The sequence below is a fragment of the Nonomuraea sp. ZG12 genome (assembly GCF_052068115.1).
Lineage (GTDB): Bacteria > Actinomycetota > Actinomycetes > Streptosporangiales > Streptosporangiaceae > Nonomuraea.
Window position 1 is genome coordinate 831,356 of sequence record NZ_JBQHCW010000002.1, and the last position, 20,968, is coordinate 852,323.

General features: G+C 67.9%; 19 protein-coding genes and 1 pseudogene. 10 read left to right on the forward strand and 10 right to left on the reverse strand.

Annotated features, from left to right (window positions below; genetic code table 11):
- Positions 1-3 precede the first annotated feature (3 nt).
- The 6 genes from ACTMTF_RS10880 to ACTMTF_RS10905 all read right to left on the reverse strand — a co-directional run bounded on the left by ACTMTF_RS10880 (position 4) and on the right by ACTMTF_RS10905 (position 6,715).
- Entirely contained in the window at positions 4-1,164 is a 1,161-nt protein-coding gene (locus ACTMTF_RS10880) for a hypothetical protein (protein WP_441110478.1), read from the reverse strand.
- A complete protein-coding gene (locus ACTMTF_RS10885) occupies positions 1,157-2,437 on the reverse strand; it encodes a Gfo/Idh/MocA family protein (RefSeq protein WP_441110479.1) in 1,281 nt (426 codons plus the stop codon). The genes ACTMTF_RS10880 and ACTMTF_RS10885 overlap by 8 nt, the downstream gene beginning before the upstream one ends.
- Positions 2,438-2,511: 74 nt before the next feature.
- Complete coding sequence (locus tag ACTMTF_RS10890) at positions 2,512-3,795, reverse strand: ABC transporter substrate-binding protein (protein WP_441110480.1); 1,284 nt, start codon at positions 3,793-3,795, stop codon at positions 2,512-2,514.
- A 44-nt stretch (positions 3,796-3,839) separates the two neighbouring features.
- Positions 3,840-4,709, reverse strand: a complete 870-nt coding sequence (locus ACTMTF_RS10895) for a carbohydrate ABC transporter permease (protein WP_441110481.1) — start codon at positions 4,707-4,709, stop codon at positions 3,840-3,842.
- Positions 4,693-5,634, reverse strand: a complete 942-nt coding sequence (locus ACTMTF_RS10900; protein WP_441110482.1) for a carbohydrate ABC transporter permease — start codon at positions 5,632-5,634, stop codon at positions 4,693-4,695. The genes ACTMTF_RS10895 and ACTMTF_RS10900 overlap by 17 nt, the downstream gene beginning before the upstream one ends.
- 286 nt (positions 5,635-5,920) lie before the next feature.
- The gene (locus ACTMTF_RS10905) at positions 5,921-6,715 is read right to left on the reverse strand and encodes an NAD-dependent epimerase/dehydratase family protein (protein WP_441110483.1); all 795 of its coding nucleotides are present in this window, start codon (positions 6,713-6,715) and stop codon (positions 5,921-5,923) included.
- Positions 6,716-6,850: 135 nt separating this feature from the next.
- Here ACTMTF_RS10905 and ACTMTF_RS10910 point away from each other — a divergent pair, with 135 nt between their 5' ends.
- The 5 genes from ACTMTF_RS10910 to ACTMTF_RS10930 all read left to right on the forward strand — a co-directional run bounded on the left by ACTMTF_RS10910 (position 6,851) and on the right by ACTMTF_RS10930 (position 11,694).
- Positions 6,851-8,164 carry a sugar ABC transporter substrate-binding protein gene (locus ACTMTF_RS10910; RefSeq protein WP_441110484.1) on the forward strand — a complete coding sequence of 438 codons (1,314 nt, stop codon included), beginning with the start codon at positions 6,851-6,853 and terminating at the stop codon, positions 8,162-8,164.
- A complete protein-coding gene (locus tag ACTMTF_RS10915) occupies positions 8,161-9,087 on the forward strand; it encodes a carbohydrate ABC transporter permease (RefSeq protein ID WP_441110485.1) in 927 nt (308 codons plus the stop codon). The genes ACTMTF_RS10910 and ACTMTF_RS10915 overlap by 4 nt, the downstream gene beginning before the upstream one ends.
- Positions 9,084-9,944 carry a carbohydrate ABC transporter permease gene (locus tag ACTMTF_RS10920; RefSeq protein ID WP_441110486.1) on the forward strand — a complete coding sequence of 287 codons (861 nt, stop codon included), beginning with the start codon at positions 9,084-9,086 and terminating at the stop codon, positions 9,942-9,944. The genes ACTMTF_RS10915 and ACTMTF_RS10920 overlap by 4 nt, the downstream gene beginning before the upstream one ends.
- A 67-nt stretch (positions 9,945-10,011) precedes the next feature.
- A complete protein-coding gene (locus ACTMTF_RS10925; RefSeq protein WP_441110487.1) occupies positions 10,012-10,773 on the forward strand; it encodes an IclR family transcriptional regulator in 762 nt (253 codons plus the stop codon).
- Positions 10,774-10,785: 12 nt separating this feature from the next.
- Positions 10,786-11,694, forward strand: a complete 909-nt coding sequence (locus tag ACTMTF_RS10930) for a 5-dehydro-4-deoxyglucarate dehydratase (RefSeq protein ID WP_441110488.1) — start codon at positions 10,786-10,788, stop codon at positions 11,692-11,694.
- Between the two features lie 55 nt (positions 11,695-11,749).
- Here the strand turns inward: ACTMTF_RS10930 and ACTMTF_RS10935 are convergent, their stop codons facing one another.
- The gene (locus ACTMTF_RS10935) at positions 11,750-13,219 is read right to left on the reverse strand and encodes an aldehyde dehydrogenase (NADP(+)) (RefSeq protein ID WP_397009186.1); all 1,470 of its coding nucleotides are present in this window, start codon (positions 13,217-13,219) and stop codon (positions 11,750-11,752) included.
- A 104-nt stretch (positions 13,220-13,323) separates the two neighbouring features.
- Between ACTMTF_RS10935 and ACTMTF_RS10940 the strand changes: the two genes are divergently transcribed.
- Together ACTMTF_RS10940 and ACTMTF_RS10945 are read left to right on the forward strand one after the other, a co-directional pair.
- A complete protein-coding gene (locus ACTMTF_RS10940) occupies positions 13,324-14,580 on the forward strand; it encodes a glucarate dehydratase family protein (RefSeq protein ID WP_441110489.1) in 1,257 nt (418 codons plus the stop codon).
- Positions 14,577-15,764 (forward strand): hypothetical protein, encoded by a 1,188-nt coding sequence (locus ACTMTF_RS10945; RefSeq protein WP_441110490.1) that lies wholly within the window; start codon positions 14,577-14,579, stop codon positions 15,762-15,764. Before ACTMTF_RS10940 ends, ACTMTF_RS10945 begins: the two co-directional genes overlap by 4 nt.
- Here the strand turns inward: ACTMTF_RS10945 and ACTMTF_RS10950 are convergent.
- From ACTMTF_RS10950 to ACTMTF_RS10960, 3 genes are all read right to left on the reverse strand, one after another.
- A complete protein-coding gene (locus ACTMTF_RS10950; protein ID WP_441110491.1) occupies positions 15,744-16,271 on the reverse strand; it encodes a DUF402 domain-containing protein in 528 nt (175 codons plus the stop codon). The genes ACTMTF_RS10945 and ACTMTF_RS10950 overlap by 21 nt on opposite strands.
- Positions 16,272-16,612: 341 nt before the next feature.
- A complete protein-coding gene (locus ACTMTF_RS10955; protein ID WP_441110492.1) occupies positions 16,613-17,254 on the reverse strand; it encodes a response regulator in 642 nt (213 codons plus the stop codon).
- Positions 17,251-18,603 (reverse strand): sensor histidine kinase, encoded by a 1,353-nt coding sequence (locus tag ACTMTF_RS10960; RefSeq protein ID WP_441110493.1) that lies wholly within the window; start codon positions 18,601-18,603, stop codon positions 17,251-17,253. Before ACTMTF_RS10960 ends, ACTMTF_RS10955 begins: the two co-directional genes overlap by 4 nt.
- A 111-nt stretch (positions 18,604-18,714) precedes the next feature.
- Here ACTMTF_RS10960 and ACTMTF_RS10965 point away from each other — a divergent pair.
- The 3 genes and pseudogenes from ACTMTF_RS10965 to ACTMTF_RS10975 form a co-directional block, all read left to right on the forward strand.
- A pseudogene (locus ACTMTF_RS10965) lies at positions 18,715-19,368 on the forward strand (ABC transporter ATP-binding protein); the annotation flags it as partial.
- A 68-nt stretch (positions 19,369-19,436) separates the two neighbouring features.
- Positions 19,437-20,195 carry an ABC transporter permease subunit gene (locus ACTMTF_RS10970; protein WP_441110494.1) on the forward strand — a complete coding sequence of 253 codons (759 nt, stop codon included), beginning with the start codon at positions 19,437-19,439 and terminating at the stop codon, positions 20,193-20,195.
- Positions 20,192-20,968 (forward strand): ABC transporter permease subunit, encoded by a 777-nt coding sequence (locus ACTMTF_RS10975; protein ID WP_441110495.1) that lies wholly within the window; start codon positions 20,192-20,194, stop codon positions 20,966-20,968. The genes ACTMTF_RS10970 and ACTMTF_RS10975 overlap by 4 nt, the downstream gene beginning before the upstream one ends.

Consider the following 20,968-nt stretch of genomic DNA (forward strand, 5'->3'; position numbering starts at 1 on the left):
GGTTCAGCTGAGCCGGGCGGTGAGCCAGGTGAAGGCCTGCTCCTGCATGGCGGCGGTGAAGGCGTGCGGGGCGTCGTGGAAGACGCCCTCGTAGCCGCCGTCCGGGTAGCGGCGGGAGAGGGCCTCGTGCGCCCGGCGCATCCCCTCGGGCGGGAACAGCTCGTCCCGCCCGGCGTACTGCACGAGCAGCGGTCGCGGCGCACGGGCGGCCACCAGGGCGGGCCAGTCGCACAGCCGGGACAGGCCCGGCGGGTAGAACATCCAGGTGTGCGAGGCGACGTAGCCGTCGAGCAGGTCGCGGTAGGAGGACACCATCGCGGCGATCACCACCGCGCTGACGTCCGGGTCGAACGCGCCGAGCAGACCGGCCCGCAGCCCGCCCCCTGACAGACCCACACAGCCCACCGAGCGCACGTCGCCCCTGGACCGCAGGTAGGCCGCCGCGGCCAGGTCCTCACCCGCCACGACACCGGCCAGCGACGTGCCGAGCAACGTGCAGTACTTCTCCAGGACGTGCTCGTGCGGCCCGGCCGCCACGTCGTACCGATCGGCGGGTGACAGCGGGAGTCCGGCCGGCACGTCGTCGCGACCGGCGGGTGACGGCGAAGGGCCGGCGGTCTGCGCGGTGATCGACCGGGGCATGTCCGCCAGGGGGAACCTGCGGCTGCCCCAGCCGATGACGTCGTGCGCCAGCACGGTGAAGCCGCGTCTGGCCAGCTCACAGGCATAGGCGCGGCCGCCGTAGATCTGCTCGCGCAGCCGCAGGACCTCGGGCGTGGGCGGCTCGGGGCCGTCGGCGATCTTCTCCTTGCCCGCCCACTTCATGCCCGCGTGACAGTGCAGCGCCAGCACGCCGGGCAGCGGACCGGTGGCCTCGCGCGGCCTCAGCAGGTACGCGTGCGTACGCGGGCCGTACCCGACCGACCAGGAGAGCTCCTCACCGGCCAGGTCGCCCGCGGTCCACGTACGTTCGACCCTGACGTCCTCGGCGGTGAGGTCGAGCACGCCGATCACGTCCCGGGCCCGCCCGCTGAGCACCGGCCCGGGGGCGGCGTCGGGAAAGACGCCGCGCTGCCGCACCGCCACCTCGGCGAGCCCGGAGAACTCGCCGAGGTGACGCAGCTCGGCCACGCCGCGTTTCAGTGGTCGGTACGGCTCACGCATCGGCCAGACGGGTGCCGTCGGCGGTGAGGTGGACGGGCTGCCCGGTGGCGGCGGAGCGGTTGGCGGCGACGCCGACGAGCACGCTGCGGATGCCGTCGCGGTAGCCGGCGGGGCGGCCGAGCGGGTCGTCGCCGGGGCCGCGGAAGACGTCGTTCAGCAGCAGCCGGTCGCCCCCGCCGTGGCCGCCGGCGCCCTGCTCGATCGGCACCTCCTCGCGCTCCTGCCAGTGCCGGTGCAGGGTGAGCCGCTCCCACGACTCGGCCGCGTGCTCCTTGCTCGCGGCGCTCGGGTCGATGGCCGCGTGCGGCGGGGTCCAGGACCGCTCGCAGACCTCCAGCTCGATCCGGCCCTGGGTGCCGTTGAAGGCCACCCGGTAGCCCTCGGACGGGGCGTGCGCGGTGAGCGAGTAGGTGAGGGTGGCCCGGTTGGCGTAGCGGACCAGGACCGACATGTTGTCGTCGATGTTCACGCCGGGGGCGAAGACGTCCTGGTCGCGGATGTAGCCGTCCTCGTGCTCGGCGTCCAGGTAGAGGCGCTTGAGCCGTTCGTCGGTGGAGATGTCCAGGATGAACGGGTCGCTGCCCAGCTCCGGGGCGCCCTGGCCGCGGGCCGGGCGCTCGCCCCGGGGCAGGGCGTCGCCGTAGAAGCGCAGGTCGGTCTGGGCGAAGACGAGCTCGGGGGCCACGCCCAGCCACCAGTTGACCAGGTCGAAGTGGTGGGTGGACTTGTGCACCAGCAGCCCGCCGGAGTTGGCGCGGTCGCGGTGCCAGCGGCGGAAGTAGTCGGCGCCGTGGATGGTGTCGAGGGTCCACTCGAAGTGCACGGAGGTGATGTCGCCGATCGCCCCCTCGCTGATCAGCCGCTTGACGGCCGAGTTACGCGGTGAGTAGCGGTAGTTGAACGTCACCACCAGCTCGCCCGTGCCGCGCTCGGCGGCCTCGGCGATGGCCTGGCAGCTTTCCGCGTCGACGGTGAGCGGCTTCTCCACGACCACGTCGAGCCCGGCGTCCAGGGCGGCGACCACGTAGCGGGCGTGGGTGGCGTCCACCGTGCAGACCACGACGGCGTCGGCCATCTCCAGCACCTTGCCGTACTCCTGAGGGTCGAAACACGGCACCTGGCCGCCGATCTGCTCGGCGTAGTAGCTCATCCGGGTCTGGTTGGTGTCGCACAACGCGACGATCGTGCCGGTGTCCTGCCAGTCCCCCAGCAGGGCGTCAACGTACATCTGCGCGCGGTGGCCAAGGCCGACAAGGGCATATTTCTTGCTCAACTGTCTCTCCCCGATCGTGGTGACGGCCGGGGGCCTCGGCAGGCCCCCGGCCATGGTGGGTCAACTCAAGTGGGTCAGCCTGCGATGGCGGCGTTCGCCTCCGACAGGAACTTCTGGGCGGCGGCGTCCGGTGTCGCCTTGCCGAACATGACCTCCTCGGAGTTGCGCTTGAGGATGTCCTCCATCTCCAGCGCGCCCTTCGGCGGCGCCTGGATCGGGCTCAGCTCGCCCTTGACCTCGTCGATGAAGGTCAGCGTCTTCTGGTCGACCTCCGGCAGCTTGTCCTTGACGGCGGCGAGCACCTTGGCGTTGGTGGGCAGGCCACGGTCGCTCAGCAGAGTGGCGGCGGCGTCCGGGTCGTTCACCAGGAAGTCGATCAGCTTGGCCGCTTCGGCGGGGTGCTCGGACTTGGCCGAGGCGGTGTAGAACATGGCGGGCTGCAGGAACATCCCGCCGGTGGTGGCCCCTTCCGTCTTGGGCATCCGCAACAGGGTCATCTCCTGCCCGGCCGACTTGGCCAGGGCGTTGAGCTGGTTGCTCCACCACATGCCCATGGCGCCGGTGCTGGTGCCGAGGAGTGACTGCTCGGGGCCGGTCGCGCCGATCTCCGCGCTCTTGGCGGCGTCGGGCGAGCCCTTGGTCTCGATCAGCTCCTGATGGATGGCCCACCAGGACTTGATGGTGTCCGCCGACATGCCGATCTTGTTGCCGTCGTAGAACTTCTCGCCGCGCTGGGCGGCGTAGATCTGCAGGAAGGCGGGGTTGAAGTTGTACTCGGCACCGGTGACGCCGCCGGTGGCCGAGATCTCCTTGGCCAGGTCGACCCACTGGTCCCAGGTCCAGGAGGTGTCGTCGGGCAGCTCCTTCTCGGCCTTCTCCAGGGCCGCCGGGTTCGCGATCATGGAGAAGGCGTTGACACCGGTCGGGATGGCGTACTGCTTGCCCTCGAGCTGGCCGCTGGCGAGCACCTGCTGGTCGAGGTCGGCGGCGGGGACCTTGCCGGAGAGGTCGGCGAGCGCACCGCGGCCGGCGTACTCGCTGAGGCCGCGGATCTCGATGCTCATCACGTCGGGGGCGTCCCCGGCGGCGACCTTGGTGGCGATCTTCTCGTAGTAGTTGTCCCAGCTGGAGAACTCGCCCTCGACGTCGATGGCCGGGTTCTTCGCCTCGAACTTCTTGATGACCTCCTCGGTCAGCTTCTGCCGGGCGTCGCTGCCCCAGTAGGCGAAGACGATCGACACCTTGCCGTCCTCGGCCGCATCGCCGCCGCCGCCGCTGCCGCAGGCGCTTGCCGTGGTCATCACGGCAACCGACAGCAGGGCGACCGTCCACTTGGTCGTGCGAGAGCTGAAGGTCACAGCTCTACCTCCTCTTGAAGAGTTTGCAGGGGGGTGCAGAGGAACTACTTCAAACCCGTGGTCGCCAGGCCTCTGATCAGGTACTTCTGTCCCGCCAGGAAGAACCCGAAGATCGGGCCCAGTGAGACGATCGACATCGCGAACATCGGGCCCCAGGAGGACTCGCCGCTGGAGTCGAGGAACTGACGCAGCGCGACGGCCACCGTGAGGTTGTCGGAGTTGGTGAGGTACAGGTTCTGGCTGAAGAAGTCGTTCCAGGTCCAGATGAAGGTGAAGATGCCGGTGGTGGCCAGCGCCGGCATGCACAGCGGCAGGATGACCTGCAGGAACACCCGCCAGTAGCCCGCGCCGTCGATGGCGGCCGCCTCGTCCAGCTCCCTGGGCAGGGTGCGGATGAACTGCACCATCAGGAAGATGAAGAACGCGTCCGTGGCCAGGAACTTGGGCACGATCAGCGGCCAGATCGTGTTGATCCAGTCGAGTTCGGCGAACACGATGTACTGCGGCACGACCGTCACGTGGTGCGGCAGCATGATCGAGCCCAGCATGATGGCGAACCAGATCTTCTTCAGGGGGAAGTCCAGCCGGGCGAAGGCGTAGGCGGCCAGCGAGCAGGCGACCAGGTTCGCCAGGACCGACAGGCCGGTGATGACGGCGGAGTTCCACAGGTAGTAGCCGAAGGAGTGCTTGAGCGCCGTCCAGCCTTCGCTGTAGTTGTCCAGCGTCACGGTGCTCGGCCACAGCCCCGGCTCGCGGAAGATGAGCTCTTCCGGCTTGAGCGAGCTGGAGATCATCCACAGCAGCGGATAGAGCATGATCAGGCCGAAGCCGATCAGGAGCAGGTGCTTCAGCAGGTGGTTCCGGCGCGGCAGTGGCCGGAACAGGAGCGGGATCGGCTTACTTCGTGTCGCCATAGAAGACCCAATACTTCGACGCGAGGAAGTTCACGCCGGTCAGGCCGGCGATGAGGAGCAGAAGGACCCACGCCATGGCGGCCGCGTAGCCCATCTCGTAACTCTTGAAGCCCTTCAGGTAGAGGTAGAGCGTGTAGAAGAGGGTGGAGTCGGCAGGTCCCCCGTCGCCGCCGCTGACGATGAACGACTGGGTGAAGGACTGGAACGACTTGATCACTTCGAGGACCAGGTTGAAGAAGATGATCGGTGTCAGCAGCGGCAGCGTGATCGAGCGGAACTGGCGGAGCCTGCCGGCGCCGTCGACCGACGCCGCCTCGTAGTAGCTCTGCGGGATCTGCCGCAACCCGGCCAGGAAGATCACCATGGGCGCGCCGAACGTCCACACGTGCAGGAGGATCAGCGTGCCGAGCGCGGTGTCGGGGTCGGACACCCAGCCCGGCCCCTGGATGCCGAACAGGGCGAGCACCCCGTTGACGAGGCCGTCGGAGCCGAAGATCTTGCGCCACAGGATGGCGATGGCGACGCTGCCGCCGAGCAGCGACGGCAGGTAGTAGATGGACCTGTAGAACGACAGGCCGCGCAGTCCCCGGTCGAGCGCGAGGGCCAGGGCCAGGGCGAAGATCAGCTGCAGCGGAACGGACACGACCACGTAGATGGTCGTCACTTGGAGCGAGGCGATGAACCGGGAGTCCTCGAAGAACATCTCCCGGTAGTTGCCGAGCCCGACCCACTGAGCCTCTTCCAACAGGCTGTAGTCGGTGAACGACAGGTAGAGCGAGGCCAGGATCGGCCCCACGGTGACCACGAAGAGGCCGAGGAACCACGGCGCGAGGAACACGTAGGCCGCACGGGCCTCCCGCCGTTTGTGAACGTTCACATGGGGGGGTCGGGGAAGGCTTCCTGGGGGCGAGATCGTTTCGGACATACATCCCTCTTCCAGGTCCAGCCCGGGCACGGCGGGATCGGATAGCGCATTCCTATAGGGGATGTAAAAGATTCGTCAACCCTTTGCAGGCGTTACAAACCCGTTACCGATATATCGTTATGTTTATCCTCGCAGGTCAGTGCCTATTTATGGGTTGTCACATGTTCTTAACATTTTGAGTCACCTCATGAACCTCTACAACCGGTTGCACCTTCAAGCAAGCGATCAGGGCAACCAAAAAGCCGCCCCGATCTGCGCGATCGAGGCGGCTGTCAAACAGAAACGCTCACCAGGAGCCGCCGAGCTCCTTCAGCGTGAAGATGCCGCCGGCCCGGTCGTGCAGCGGGTCGCTGAGATCCGGCTCGCCGTGCTCGGCGATGAGCGCCGCGGCCCTGGACTCGGAGTCGTCCTGGGAGACGTACCCGATGGCCTCGGCCTCCCGCAGCGACCACCAGCGGCGCGCGTTGTCGGAGACCCCCCAGACGACGTGGAAGCCGGGCGCGGTCAGCGCGGCCTCGACCAGGCGGGTGAGGTCGTCCGGCGAGATCCAGGTGGCCAGGCCGCGCGTGTCGGACGGGCCGTCGTTGCAGGTGCCGAGCCTGATCACGGTCACGTTCATGCCGAACCTGTCGTGGTAGAGGCTGGCCATCCCCTCCATGACGACCTTGCTCACCCCGTAGAAGGTGTCGGGCCGGGGGAAGGCGTAGTCCGGCAGTTCCTCGCCGGACGGCGGCCGGGTGTGGAAGCCGGCCGCGTGATGGCTGCCCATCAGCACCAGATGCGCCACCCCTGCCTTCCTGGCGGCCTCCATCAGCACGTACATGCCGTCGATGTTGGACCTGACGATGTCGGCCCATGGATGCTCGCGGCTCTGCCCGCCCAGGTGGATCACGGCGTCGACGTCCTTCATCGCCGTCGCCATGGCGGCCTCGTCGGCGAGGTCCGCGATCACCTGCTCCTCGCCTGCCCCGAGCTCCACCCGCTGAAGGTCGGACAGGCGCAGGGTCCTGCCTTCACGGGCGAGACGGGGACGGAGCAGCGTGCCGACCTTCCCGGCGGCGCCGGTCATGAGTATGCGCATGGATCAGTTGTACACAAATCTGTATGAGATTCACATCCTTGAATATTGACCGTGATGTGTGCCACTCGTTAACGTTCCAGGAACAACTTCCACGTCCGCGACAGATGTCCACATATGTGAACAGGAGGCGGTCTGATGTCACGTCATTTGCTCGGGGTCGCTATTGCGACGGCCCTGACCGTAACGCTGACAGGCTGCGGCTCCGGGGGCTCAGAGTCTGCTACCGACGAAGCACTGGAGATCTGGATCAGGCAGGCGCCTGACTCCGACTCCCACAAAACAGCACAGAAGCTGGCCGACGCCTTCACCAAGGCCAGCGGCATCAAGACCAAGGTAGTCGCCCTCTTCGACGATTTCGAGACGAAGCTGCAGCAGCAGGCCGCCCAGAAGGACCTGCCGGACATCGTCATCAACGACACCGCCCAGATCGGCAACATGCAGACGCAGGGCTGGCTGCGCGAGGTGGACAAAGCCTCGCTCGCCGGTGGCGACAAGGTGTCCGAGGGCGCCTGGAAGGCGGCCACCGCCAGCGACGGCAAGATCTGGGGCGCCCCGTTCTCCTCCCAGGCGTTCGCGATCATCGCGCGCAAGGACTGGCGCGAGAAGCTCGGCCTGGAAGTGCCGAAGACCTGGGACGACCTCGCCGCACTGGCCAAGGCCTTCACCGAGAAGGACCCCGACGGCAACGGCGAGAACGACACGGCCGGCTTCCTCGCCCCGGCCGGCACCAAGCGTGGCTACGCCTCCTGGTATGCCTCCTCCTTCATCTACGCCAACGGCGGGGACTTCCTCAAGGCCAGCGGCAGCGGCACCTTCTCCGCCACCATGAACGACCCCAAGACGGTCGAGGCCGTCCAGTGGCTCCAGGACCAGTTCTGCGACGCCAAGACCGTCAACCCGGGCGCGGTCAGCAACGACACGTCGGTCACCCACGAGGTGTTCGAGAACAACCAGGGCGGTCTCTACCTGACCGGCCCGTACGTGCTCGCCCGGTTCGTCGGCAGCATCGGCACCGACAAGATCGAGGTCTTCCCGGTGCCCAAGGGCCCGTCGGGCGGCCCCGGCACCCTCGGTGAAGGGGAGAACGTCTACTTGATGGCCGGCTCCAAGAATGAGGACGGTCAGAAGAAGTTCGCCGAGTTCGCCATCTCCGCCGAGGGCCAGCGGATCGGCATGAACAAGGACGCCAACGGCGCCATCGTCCGCCTGCCGGTCAACACCGAGGTCGACCTGGCCGCCGAGCGGCAGGACCCCCGCTGGAAGGTGTTCCAGGACGCCTACCCGAACGCGGTCTACGCGCCTCCCGTGCCGAACTGGGCGCCGATCCGCCAGAGCTCGGCCGACTCGATCAACACCGTCTGGGCCGACTGCGCCAAGGACGTCAAGACGGAGATGGAAGCCGCCAACGCCAAGTTGACCCAGGAACTGCAGAACCAAAAGGCATCATGACCTCGACGCTCACACGGGCGAAGTCCCGGCCCGCGGCCCCCTACCAGCGCCCCGTGATGGCGCGCTGGCGGGGGCCGCTCATGGCCTGGGCGTTCCTGGCCCCCGCTCTGGTGCTGTTCCTCTACTTCAAGTTCATCCCCATGATCACCGGTCTGGTGATGAGCTTCCAAGAGATCCGGTACATCGACACCACGTGGGTAGGCTTCGACAACTACGCCACGATCCTCTCCGACGACGCCTTCATGTCGGCCATCTGGCACAGCGCGGTCCTGGCGGTCGGCACGACCGCGGGGTCGCTGCTGCTCGGCTTCGGTTTCGCGCTGCTCATCGAGGGGCCGGCGAAATACCTCTGGTTCGTCAGGACCGCGGCGTTCCTGCCTGTCGTGACCACGATGGCGGCCGTGGCCGAGGTGTGGCGGATCATGTACCACCCCGGCGACACCGGCCTGCTCAACACCATCCTCGGCTGGGTGGCCCTGGGCCCGCAGCCCTTCCTGGCCAGCGAGGACACCTCGCTGTTGTCGATCATGGGGATGAGCATCTGGCGCGGCACCCCGTACGACATGATGGTCTTCCTCGCCGGGCTGGTCGGCATCGACCGCACCCTCTACGAGGCCTCCGCCGTCGACGGCGCCTCCATCTGGCACCGCCTGAGGCACATCACGCTGCCCGCGCTGCGCCCGGTGTTCTGGATCCTGTTCACCCTCGCCGCCATCCGCGGCCTGCGGGTCTTCGTCGAGGTGTACGTGCTCACCAACGGCGGGCCGAACGGGTCCTCCGAAGTGTTGATGACCTTGATCTACAAGCTCGGGTTCCAGTCAGGCGAGCTGGGGATCGCCTCGGCAGGCGGCATCGTGCTGTTCGTGGCCACCCTGGTGCTCACCGTGGGAGTCCAGCTGATGCGCAGGAGGCAGGCGGCGTGAAATTCGACAGCGCCCTGGGACTTGAGACACGGCGTGGGCCCCTGGCCACCCTGTTCAAGATCCTGGCCTACACGAGCATGGTGCTGATCTTCACCGGCCCGCTCTTCGGGCTGCTGGTCAGCGCCTTCAACGAGACGCTCGACCCGACCTCCTTCTCCTTCTGGCCGGACAGCTTCACCCTGGACAACTTCGTCCAGGCGGGCAACAGGAACGTCTACCTCTACCTGTTCAACTCGTTCGTGGTGGTCGGGTTCGGGCTGCTCCTGCAGGTGCTGGTGAGCGTGTTCGCGGCCTATTCGCTGGCGCGCAAGAAGTTCAAGGGCATGTCGGTCGTGATGCTGATCATGCTCGCCACCATGATGCTGCCCGAGGAGATCATCGCGATCCCCTTGTCCCTGGTCCTCGCCGACATGCCGCTGCTGAACGTGAACCTCATCGGCACCTACGCGGGCATGATCCTGCCGGTGGGCGCCTGGGGCTTCTCCATCCTGGTCATGACGGAGTTCATGAAGGAGGTGCCGGTCGAGCTGGAGGAGGCCGCGCGCATCGACGGCGCGGGCGAGCTCCGGACCTTCTTCACGATCATCCTGCCGCTCTGCCGTCCCGCCCTCGGCGTGATCGGCGTCTTCGGCTTCACCATGATCTGGGACCAGTATCTGCTGCCCCTGATCGTGGCCCCCGAGTCGGACATGTGGACGCTGCCCATCGCGCTGCGCTCGCTGCGCGGGGACGAGGAGGTCGGGCTCGGCGTGCTGCTCGCGGCCACGCTGCTGGCGTTGCTGCCGTCGATCCTCGCCTTCCTCGCCTTCCAGAAGCAGTTCATGCGCGGGCTCACCAGCGGTGCGGTCAAGGGTTGATTGTCCATGTATCTGAACGGCATCCCATATGCTGACACATCGAAGCCGCAGTCGAGATGGGATGAGCATGGAGCCGCAGCTGGTCAAGTCCGCCGAGCGGACAGTACGCATCTTGGAGACACTGGCCGCCTCCCGCGACACTTTGACACTCTCGGAGCTGCAACAGCGCACCGGGTTCCCGCGGAGCAGCCTGCACGCGCTGATGCGCACTCTCGTGGAGCTCAACTGGGTCGAGACGGACGGCACGAAGTCCACGTTCGGCATCGGCCCGCACGCCCTGCTGACCGGCACCGCCTACCTGGACAAGGATCCGGCGCTGCCGTTCGCTCAGGAGACGCTGGAGGACCTGCGGGCGGAGACGGGACACACCGTCCACTTCGCACGCCGGGACGAGGGCCACGTGCTGTATCTGGCCACGAGGGACTCGCGCGAAGCGCACCACATCATCCCCCGCGTGGGCAGGCGTCTGCCCGCCCACGTCACCGCACTCGGCCAGGTGCTGCTGGCGCAGCTCACGGACGACGAGGTCGCGGCCCTGATCCCGAAGCCTCTGGCACCGATCACCGATCACACGATCACCGACCTCGCCAAACTGACCGGCGAGCTCGACCAGATCAGGGCCAGAGGATGGGCCTACGAGCGCGAGCAGGGCACGCCGGGCGTGGTCTGCGTGGCGGTCGCGGTCGATTACCGGATCCCGGCCACCGACGCGATCAGCTGCTCCATGCCGGTGGGCCTGGAGCCCGCCGAAGTGGAGCAGGTGACCGATGCGGTGCTCAAACATACCCACAAGCTGGGTGCCACTCTCCGCCGGGAGGGCATCCGCTAGAAGGAGGCGTTGATGCGGCTAGATGGTGTTCTCTTCTTTCCTGTTACTCCGTTCGGACCTGATGGTGAGGTGGCCGAGGAGCCACTGATCCAGCATGTCGACCAGGGAGTGTCAGCCGGGGCGGGAGGAGTGTTCGCCGCGTGCGGCACGGGTGAGTTCAACGCCCTCGACCTCGACGACTACACCAAGGTCGTAGCGGCTTCGGTCACCGCGACCGCGGGCCGGGTGCCGGTCTTCGCCGGTGCGGGGGGCTCACTGCCCTTCGCCAAGGCGGTCGCGCGCGCCGCCGCCGCCAGTGGGGCGGACGGTCTGCTCCTGATGCCTCCCTACCTGGTCACCGCGCCGGCCGAGGGCCTGATCCAGTACGTGCGCGAGGTCACGGACGCCGCCGGCCTGCCGGTCATCGTCTACCACCGGGGCAACGCGCGCTTCACCCCCGACTCGACGGCCGTGCTCGCGCGGATGCCGGACGTGATCGGGCTGAAGGACGGGCTGGGGGACTTCGACCTGCTGCAGCGCATCATCCTGACCGTGCGGCAGCAGGCGCCCGGTAGCGAGTTCACGTTCTTCAACGGGCTGCCGACCGCGGAGCTGACCGTGCCGGCGTTCCGGGGGATGGGCGTGAACCTCTACTCCAGCGCCGCGTTCGCGTTCGCGCCGGAGGTCGCGCTGGCCTTCCACCAGGCGGTGACGAGCGGCGACGACGCGCTGGCCCAGCGCCTGCTGACCAGCTTCTACCTGCCGCTGGTCCAGCTCCGCGACGAGGTGCCCGGCTATGCCGTCTCGCTGGTCAAGGCGGGGCTGAGGCTGCGCGGCCAGGACGTCGGAGGGGTACGTCCGCCGCTGGTCGATCCGTCGGCCGAGCACGTGGCGGAGCTGGAGAAGATCATCGCTGCCGGGCTCGAGATCGTGGGGGCCTGACCGCATGGGGCCGTGCGGAACGCGTCCGCACGGCCCCAGGCCGTCTGCGGAGCCGTCAGCGGGTCAGAGTGCCGTCCACGCGGCGCGGGACGTTCAGCGGGTTGCCGTCCTTGAGCTCGTCCGGCAGCAGCTCCTCCGGCCAGTCCTGATAGGCCCTGGGCGCGAGCCAGCGGTCGATGGCCGTGGCTCCGACCGAGGTGGTCGTCGAGGTGGCGGCCGGCCAGGGTCCGCCGTGGTGCATGGCCCAGGTGACGGCCACGCCGGTGGGCCAGCCGTTCCAGATGAGCCGCCCGGCCTTGGCGCCGAGCGCCTCGGTGATCTGGGCGGCCTCGCCGGGGTCGGTGCCGTGCACGGTGGCGGTCAGCGATCCGTCGAGCCGCTCCAGCACGGGCCGCAACTCGGCGATCTCGCGGTAGGTCACCACGATCGACGCGGGGCCGAAGCACTCCTCGCCGATGCCCGGCAGCTTGTCGGCGAACGTCTTCACATCCGTGGTGAACACCTTGGGCGTGACCGCCCAGTCGCCCTCCCCCGGCTTGCCCTCGGCCAGCAGCCGCAGCTCACCGAGCCGTTCCACGGCGCCCAGGTAGCCGTCCCTGATCCGCTCGGCCAGCATCGGCCCGCCCGTGGTCCCCTCGACGGCCTCCACCAGCGCCGTGCGGAGCTCGTCGTCCTCGGGCACGAACATCAGCCCGGGATTGGTGCAGAACTGCCCCACTCCCATCGTGAGCGAGGTGGCGAACCCGCTCGCCACCGCCGCCTTCGGCGCCGACGGCAGCACCACGACCGGGTTGACGCTGCCCAGCTCACCGAAGAACGGGATCGGCACCTCCCGCTCGTCGATGAGGCCCTGGATCGCCTTGCCGCCCGCGACGGACCCGGTGAACCCGGCCGCCACCACCCGCGGGTGCTGGACCAGGTCGGCCCCCGCCCGCATGCCCTGCACCAGCCCGAGCAGGTCGGGGTACGGCAGCGCGAGCCGGACGATCTGGGCCACCCGCTCGGAGGTGTGCGGATGGCCGGGGTGCGCCTTGACCACCACCGGGCAGCCCGCGGCCAGCGCGGAGGCGGTGTCGCCGCCGGCCACCGAGAAGGCGAAGGGGAAGTTGCTCGCCGCGAAGACCGCCACCACCCCGGCCAGCGGCTGCTTCATCCGGCGCACGTCCGGCCTCGGCGGCGTGGCCGCGGGATCGGCGTGGTCGACGATCGCCTCCAGGTAGCCGCCGTCCCTGATCACCCGGGCGAAAAGCCGAAACTGCCCGGCCGTACGGGCAACCTCGCCGCGCAGCCGTACCTCGCCGAGCGCGGTCTCGCGGTCGGCGAGCTGCCACAGCTCGTCGGTGTGGGCGGCCAGCGCGTCGGCGACGGCTTCGAGCGCCTGCGCCCGCTCGGCCGCGGGGGTCGCACGCCACGCCTCGCCCGCGGCCGCCGCGGCGGAGACGATCATGTCGACCCCGTCACGATCCGTCTCGGGGAGGGCGTCGCCCACGGTCTCGCCGGTCCTGGGGTCGTATCCGTAGATCATCGCATGGCCCTTCGGAGTCTTGACACTTTCTCAGCTCGATTCTTACAGTTGCCGCATTCTGTCCACAAACCTGACCCTTGTTCACATATATGAACGGCGATCACATGATCATCACGCAGATCCACGTCACCCCTGTCGCATTCAAGGACCCCCCTCTGCTGAACGCCGCCGGGGTTCACGAGCCATGGGCCCTGCGCACGATCGTCGAGGTGATCACCGACGAGGGCCTGACCGGGCTCGGCGAGACCTACGGCGACCTGGGCCACCTGACCAAGGTACGTGAGTGCGCCGAGGTCCTCATCGGCCTCGACGTGCACGCCACGAACGAGATGTACGCCAGGATCGCCGCGACCGTCGGCGACGCCGTGAGCGACATGCACGGCCTGACCGGCGCCGCCACCAAGGAGAAGAGCGTCGACCGGGTGTTCTCCCCGTTCGAGGTCGCCACCCTGGACATCCGCGGCAAGGCGGCCGGCGTGCCCGTCGTCGACCTGCTGGGCGGCCGTGTCCGCGACGCCGTGCCGTACAGCGCCTACCTGTTCTACAAGTGGGCGGGCCACCCCGACGCCGAGCCCGACAGGTTCGGCGCCGCACTCGACCCCGAGGGAGTCGTCGAGCAGGCGTCGCTGTTCATCAAGGAGTACGGCTTCGCCTCGATCAAGCTCAAGGGCGGCGTCTTCGAGCCCGCCGAGGAGGTGGCCGCCACCAAGGCGCTGCACGAGGCGTTCCCCGGTGTGCCGCTCCGCCTGGACCCGAACGCCGCCTGGACCGTGGACACCTCCGTCTGGGTCGGCCGCGAACTCGACGGCGTGCTGGAGTACCTCGAAGACCCCACACCCGACATCTCCGGCATGGCCAGCGTCGCCGCCCAGGTCTCCATGCCGCTGGCGACCAACATGTGCGTCGTCACCCCCGAGCACCTGCCCCCCGCCATCGCCGCCGGCGCCATCGGCGTGCTGCTGCTCGACCACCACTACTGGGGCGGCCTGGTGCGCACCTCACACATCGCCTCCCTGTGCGCGACCTTCGGCCTGGACCTGTCCATGCACTCCAACTCCCACCTCGGCATCAGCCTCGCCGCCATGACCCATCTGGCCGCCGCCACCCCCAACCTCACCAGCGCCTGCGACACCCACACCCCCTGGCAGAACGGCCAGGACGTGGTCGCGCCCGGCGCCCTCACCTTCGTCGACGGCGCCGTCCCCGTGCCGTCCGGCCCGGGCCTCGGCGTCGAACTCGACCGCGACGCCCTCGCGGTCATGCACGAGCAGTACCTCAAGTGCGGCCTCACCGCCCGCGACGACACGACGTACATGCGCCGTTTCGACCCGACCTACACCGCGAAGCGACCCCGCTGGTGAACATCGCCTACGCCTACCCCTGGGACATCGTCGGCGACCCCGCCGCCCCCGAACGCCTCGCCGCGCTCGGGGTGGACGCCGTCGCCCTGGCCGCCAGCTACCACTCCACCCGCGCGGCCACCCCGCGGCACCCCGGGCACCGCGTCCTCGACGTGCCGCACTCAGCGTTCTACCTGCCGGTGCGGCCCGAGGCCTGGGGCCGCCTGGTGCCCGCCGCCCCCACCTGGACCACGCCGGACGCCTACCTGCTCGCGAGCGAGGAGCTGCGCGCGGCCGGGCTGAAGGTGTACGCGTGGACGGTGCTGACCCACAACGCCCACCTCGGGCAGGCGCATCCGGATCTCGTGGTGCGCAACGCCTTCGGGGATCGGTACCCGTACGCGCTGTGCCCCTCGTGGGAGGACGTGGCGGACTACTGCGAGCGGCTGGTGCGCGAGGTGCTGACGGCCGGGGAGCCGGACGGGCTGATCCTCGAAGGGTGCGGGGCCATGGGGTTCGGGCATCAGAGCGTGCATGAGAAGACCGCGGGCGCGGACTTCGACGCCGACCTGATGTCGCTGTGCTTCTGCGCCCGCTGCGCGGACCGTTATCCGGCGGGGACGAGAGAGCGGGTACAAGCGGCCATCGACACTGGTTCGGCCCCTCAGCCCGCCCCAGCAGCCCGCACGCCGGCGCGCCTTCAGGAACCCCATCGGGCCCTCACCGTTGGCACTGGCTCCGGTGCCTTGGAAGCCGCCCTCGGGCCGCTCGCCGACGAGGTAGGCGCCGTACGCGTCGAACTGTCGGCGTCCCTACGCCGCCTCCTGACGGCCACCGCCCGGCAGGTCGCACCCGACGTGCCCATCACCCTGCATGCGGACCCCAACCCCTGGGCCACCGGCCCGTTCGCCGCCCTGCCCGAGGGCGAGCAGGCGGCCGACGTGCTGGTGGGCAACTGCTGGGGCGACCCGGCCAAGGACGCCGCCCGCCTCTCCCGCCTCGGCGAACTATGCGCTCCAGGCCAGCGTGTCGGCGCGTACGTCCTGGCACTGCCCCCACGCCCCGCCGACGCCCAAGCCCTCGCCGAGCTCCTCAGAACCTACGTCAAGGCAGGCGCGTCGGAGATCCACCTCTACCACGCAGGCCTCGCCAGCCCACAGCGACTGACGGCCATGGCGGACGCACTACGACTCGCCAACCTCTAACCCGTCACCCATCAATGCCTCACCCATCCAGCGCAGGTGCGCCCCACCGAACGGCCCTTCCCGCCGCTCAACCGCCGCGAGCAACCACCGCGCGGTCTCCTCAGCCCGGTCGATCATGTCCCGGGGATAGCCGAGCAGCACCTGATGCTCGGCGAACTCGTCTTCGTCGTCCAGAATCAGCCGCCCATCCCGCATCCTGAGCACGTCAAGATCCAGGTCAAGCATGGTCATCTCGCCGTCGCGCCACTCGGGCACGGTCGTCACGTCGACGTAGATCTCACAATGGTGTGGCGGCATGTGGAAGGTCGCCGTCCACCAGGCGTCACGCGGGAACAGCATCAGGCAGTCGGTATGCCAGGTGACCGGCGGCCCCTCCCCCTTTCGCGCGACGGTCCCACTCGGCACCGCCACCCACACGCCGTACCCGTCCTCCCCCAGAAGCTTGCTTTGATGGTTCCAGTGCAGCGCTCCGCCGTATTTGCGATAAACAATCCTCACATCGCTCACGAACGGAACCTACCTGCGCGGAACGCACCCGTCACCGCTGCCCGAGCACAAACCAGCCGCGAACACTTCACCAGCGCCCAGCCACCCCAATCCCTCCTAACCACCACACGCCCCACCGCGTCACCCCACTCGCATCACTACACGCCCTACCATCACCCCATTCGCACCAGGAGACCCTCGGTACCGTCAGCTCACCGCACCATCACATGCCCCATAGCGTCACCCACCCCGCGTACCGTCACACCCACCACACCCCTCGCACCGTCACAACGCCCACACCACCACGCCGCCCGCATCGTCACAACGCCCACGCCACCACAACGCCCGTATCGTCGCTGTCGTCAACATGCTGCGGATACCAATCCACTCTCGTATGCCGCGATGACAAGCTGCGCTCGATCGCGAGCGTCGAGCTTGTGGAGCAGATGACCGATGTGTGTCTTGACCGTGGCCAGAGTCACCTGCAGGTGCTGGGCGATCTCGGCGTTCGCCAGCCCTCGCGCTATCAACGTGAGAACCTCCCGCTCCCGCTCCGTCACACCGTCCAACCCCCGGACACGAGGCGAGGCCGGCGTGCGCGCGAACTCCTCGATCAACCGGCGCGTCACCGCCGGAGCCAGCAACGCATCCCCAGCCGCCACCACCCGGATGGCTTTGATCAGATCGGCGGGCGGAGTGTCCTTGAGCAGAAATCCACTGGCTCCCGCACGCAACGCGTCGTAGACGTACGCATCGAGATCGAACATCGTCACGATCAGCACCCGCGCGGCGCCCCCGATGCGCCTCGTTGCCTCAATGCCGTCCATCTCCGGCATGCGCACGTCCATCAGCACGACATCGGGACAGGTTTCCAGCGTGACCGCCACGGCCTCCGTCCCCGTCGCGGCCTCGCCTACGACCTCCAGGTCGGGCTCCGAGTCCACCAACACCTTGAAGCTGCCCCTGAGCAAGGCCTGGTCGTCGGCGACAAGCACCCGGATCACGAGGCCCTCCCATAGGGCAGGTCGGCCGATACCCGAAACCCGCGCTGAGGAAGTCTCCCCGCTTCGAAAATCCCGCCGTACATCATCACGCGCTCTCGCATCCCGATCAGCCCATGCCCCAGCCCTTCGCCCGGCAAAGTTCGGTGCCCAGGCCCGTCGTCTCTGACCTCGATCCGGACAGACCGCCCATCGTCGACCACCGAGACCCAGCAATGAGCGGGTGCCGCATGCTTCACGACGTTCGTCAGCGCCTCCTGCACGATGCGGTAGACGGACAGCTCCACACCTTCTGGCAGCCTTTTCACCCTGCCTGGCTCCCCAGGTCCCGTCCAGGGCCGGACACGGCCGGCGCTGCCTCCAGCCTTCAGGCTCACCTCTCCGTCATCAGCCGAGCTCAATGCCGGAGCAGCCATCCCCTGCTCTGACCTGCGCAGGTCACGGCGGCCTGAGCTACTCGTCTCACCGCTACGGTCCTGGCGATCCTCGTGCTCGCTGCTGACACGAACATCGAGATCCACCCCCACCCCAGCCAACCTGGCCTGTTCCGCCAGAGCACCTAGGCCGTCGATACCCGGCGCCGGATCGAGTGCTGGTGTGTCAGCAGACCGGAGAACCCCCAGCAGGTGACGCATTTCGACCAGTGCACTCCGGCTGGCCGTCTCGATCACGCGCAACGCGTCATGTGCCTCCTGTGGTCTGGTGGGCAGGACATGGTTGGCCACGCCGGCCTTCACCGCGATCAGCCCCACATTGTGGGTCACTACATCGTGGAGCTCGCGCGCGATGCGCAACCGCTCCTCGCTTACGGCTTGCGCCGCCATGCGCTCGGCGTCGTGGGCCGCGTAGATCCTCCTTTCACGCACTGCCCGACCGACCGTCCAGGCACCGCCCAGCGCCGCGACACCGATGAGCATCTTGTCGACCCCCAACAACCACTCAGGGGCAGCCGCCTTGGGCGCGCCTCCCGCCACCACCAGCCCCACCCCTGTGATCGCCGCGACCACTCCAATGGCAGAACTGGGCAACCAGGTGCCGCGGCTCTGGGCCACCGCCACCAGGTAGAGGGCGTACGCAGGCGATACGTAGGCGAAGCCCACCACGCCGACCCATACGGCCACGACGGCGACCACCAACGTGAACAGGAAAACCGACAGAGGAAGCACCCTCCGTATGGCCAGCGGCAACCCCAAGGCCAAGGGAACGGCGATCCGAACCCACGGTGGCAGCTCCTCCACGTTGACAGCCGCCGTCAGGAACACGAGCGAGAAGCCTAACCCAGCCGCCATGTCCAGCATGATCAGCTGGGCACGTGGGAGCCGCCTGGCGAAGAGGGGGTGCGAGTCGTTCACGCGACGAAGGTAGCTGGTCATTCGAGGTTCGCACGTCAACCCGGAGTCTGAGATTGAGGTTCGGACCGTGGTCCGATGTGGCGAAGACCCACCATGCCGCAACCTAACGGCGTGATCGAACTCCAACGCCTGACGAAACGCTACGGCCGCACGCTCGCGGTCGACGACCTCTCCTTCACTGTGCAGCCGGGACACGTGACCGGCTTCCTCGGCCCCAACGGCGCAGGCAAGTCCACCACCATGCGACTGGTCCTTGGCCTCGACGCCCCATCGTCCGGCGCCGCGCTGGTCAACGGTAAGCGCTACACCTCCTTCAGCAAGCCCATGCACGAGGTGGGGGCCCTGCTCGACGCGGGCGCGATGCATGGCGGCCGCAGCGCCTACAACCATCTGCTGTGTCTGGCCCTCACCAACGGCATCGGCCCTGGACGAGTGTCGGAGATGCTGGAGCTGGTAGGTCTTGCCGGCGTGGCACGTAAGCACGTCGGCGGGTTCTCCCTCGGCATGAAACAGCGGCTCGGCATCGCGGCCGCGCTGCTCGGCGATCCCGGTGTGCTCATGTTCGACGAGCCGGTCAACGGGCTCGACCCCGATGGAGTGCGCTGGATCCGGGATCTCATGCGCTCTTTGGCCGCGGAGGGCAGGACGATCCTGCTGTCCAGCCACCTGATGAGCGAGATGGCGCTCACCGCCGAAAACATCGTCATCGTCGGCAGAGGGAAATTAATCGCGGAAGCGACCGTCCAGGAGCTCACCGCGCGCTATCCCTCTCTGGAAGACGCCTATCTGGCACTCACTGCCGGCCACCTGGAGTACGGAGCAAGGTCATGAGAATGGTCTTCTCTTCCGAGTGGCTCAAGCTGCGCACGATCGCCTCGACCTACCACGCGCTGGGGTCGGCCGCCCTCATGGTGGTTCTCGGAATGGTGTGGACGATCTACGTGAGCAGCCTGGCGGAGGAGCGCGGATCTCTGCGGGCCGCCGCGCCCGAGGAAGGATTCCTTCCTCTCGTACAGATCAGTCTCGCCATCATCGGCGTGCTTGCCATCACTTCCGAGCACGCCACGGGAATGATCCGTGCCAGCCTCACCTCCGTACCCGGACGAGGCACTCTTCTGGTGGGCAAGGCCGCGGTCGTCGGTGTGGTGACGTTCGCCGCCGCCCATGCGATCCTTCTCGTCACCTACGTGTCCGCCCGATTGATCGCGGGGGATCGGCAGCTGGGATTCAACGACACCAGCTTCTTCGATGATCTGCCCATGCTGTTCGCCTCAGGTGTCTCGGTTACCGTGCTGGCCCTCGTAGGGCTCGGCCTGGGGGCCGCCACCCGTTCGACGGCGGCCGCGACCGTGTCGGTGGTGGTGATGTTGTTCGTCCTGCCCGGCATCGCGACCTACCTACCCGAGCCGTGGAACAGCAGGGTGGCGTCCCTCATGCTGCCGAATCTCGTCCCCCAAATCGCCGGCGATCGGCTCTCTTCCCGCCTCGGCGATGGGCTTCTGTCTCCGGCGATGGCATTCACGGCACTCATCTCGTACGCGCTGGTGGCTCTCACCGTCGGCCTCTACTTCCTGAAGAGACGAGACGTATGAGTGTTCTCGCCTCCGAATGGCTCAAGATCCGTTCGGTACGATCAAGTCACCTCACCGTGGGCATCAGCCTCGCCGGCATTCTGCTCGGCCTTGGGCTCGCATGGGTGACGGCCGACATGTACGACAACGCCGCCCCAGCTCAGAAGCCTGGCGCCCGACTCGCCGAGCTCGAAGAAGTCGTGCTCATGGTGCCGCAGCTCTGCATGGGCATCATGGGTGTGCTGACCATGACATCCGAATACGCAACCGGCTCTATGAGGACGACTCTGACCGTCGTTCCGAAACGCTGGCCGGTGATGGCTGGAAAGTCCGTTGTGGTCAGTGTCATCGCCCTGTTCACAGGCTCAGCGGTGGTCTTCGGCACCTACCTCGTCTGCCGGTCCCTGATCGATGACCGCTTCGGCGGCATCTACCAGGTGCCGTTCACGGACAAGCTGCCGCTCCTGATCTCCCTGACCCTTACGGTGCCGGTGTTCGCCCTGCTCGGCGTGGGGCTGGGAGCGATCCTGCGCTCCATTTCGGGCGCGATCATCGTGCTGGTGGGCGCCATCCATGTCATCCCGATCATCGTGGGAAACCTGCCCGAGCCCTGGAGCGACCTGCTGGGATCAGTGATGATCGGCGCTCTGCCCCATGAGCTCACCGGCGATACGACCACGAACACGGTGTACGGCTCGCTCCTGCCACCTGCGGCGGCGGGCGCAGTCCTAGTGGCCTACGCCCTCCTACCGCTGCTCGCAGGCACCTGGCTGCTACGCCGGAGGGACGCCTGA

Excerpts from the sequence above, each read along its gene's own strand:
- ACTMTF_RS10880 (WP_441110478.1), bottom strand. The coding sequence starts at position 1,164 with ATGCGTGAGCCGTACCGACCACTGAAACGCGGCGTGGCCGAGCTGCGT.
- ACTMTF_RS10895 (WP_441110481.1), bottom strand. The coding sequence starts at position 4,709 with ATGGCGACACGAAGTAAGCCGATCCCGCTCCTGTTCCGGCCACTGCCG.
- ACTMTF_RS10900 (WP_441110482.1), bottom strand. The coding sequence starts at position 5,634 with ATGTCCGAAACGATCTCGCCCCCAGGAAGCCTTCCCCGACCCCCCCAT.
- ACTMTF_RS10905 (WP_441110483.1), bottom strand. The coding sequence starts at position 6,715 with ATGCGCATACTCATGACCGGCGCCGCCGGGAAGGTCGGCACGCTGCTC.
- ACTMTF_RS10910 (WP_441110484.1), top strand. The coding sequence starts at position 6,851 with ATGTCACGTCATTTGCTCGGGGTCGCTATTGCGACGGCCCTGACCGTA.
- ACTMTF_RS10915 (WP_441110485.1), top strand. The coding sequence starts at position 8,161 with ATGACCTCGACGCTCACACGGGCGAAGTCCCGGCCCGCGGCCCCCTAC.
- ACTMTF_RS10925 (WP_441110487.1), top strand. The coding sequence starts at position 10,012 with ATGGAGCCGCAGCTGGTCAAGTCCGCCGAGCGGACAGTACGCATCTTG.
- ACTMTF_RS10930 (WP_441110488.1), top strand. The coding sequence starts at position 10,786 with ATGCGGCTAGATGGTGTTCTCTTCTTTCCTGTTACTCCGTTCGGACCT.
- ACTMTF_RS10935 (WP_397009186.1), bottom strand. The coding sequence starts at position 13,219 with ATGATCTACGGATACGACCCCAGGACCGGCGAGACCGTGGGCGACGCC.
- ACTMTF_RS10940 (WP_441110489.1), top strand. The coding sequence starts at position 13,324 with ATGATCATCACGCAGATCCACGTCACCCCTGTCGCATTCAAGGACCCC.
- ACTMTF_RS10970 (WP_441110494.1), top strand. The coding sequence starts at position 19,437 with ATGGTCTTCTCTTCCGAGTGGCTCAAGCTGCGCACGATCGCCTCGACC.
- ACTMTF_RS10975 (WP_441110495.1), top strand. The coding sequence starts at position 20,192 with ATGAGTGTTCTCGCCTCCGAATGGCTCAAGATCCGTTCGGTACGATCA.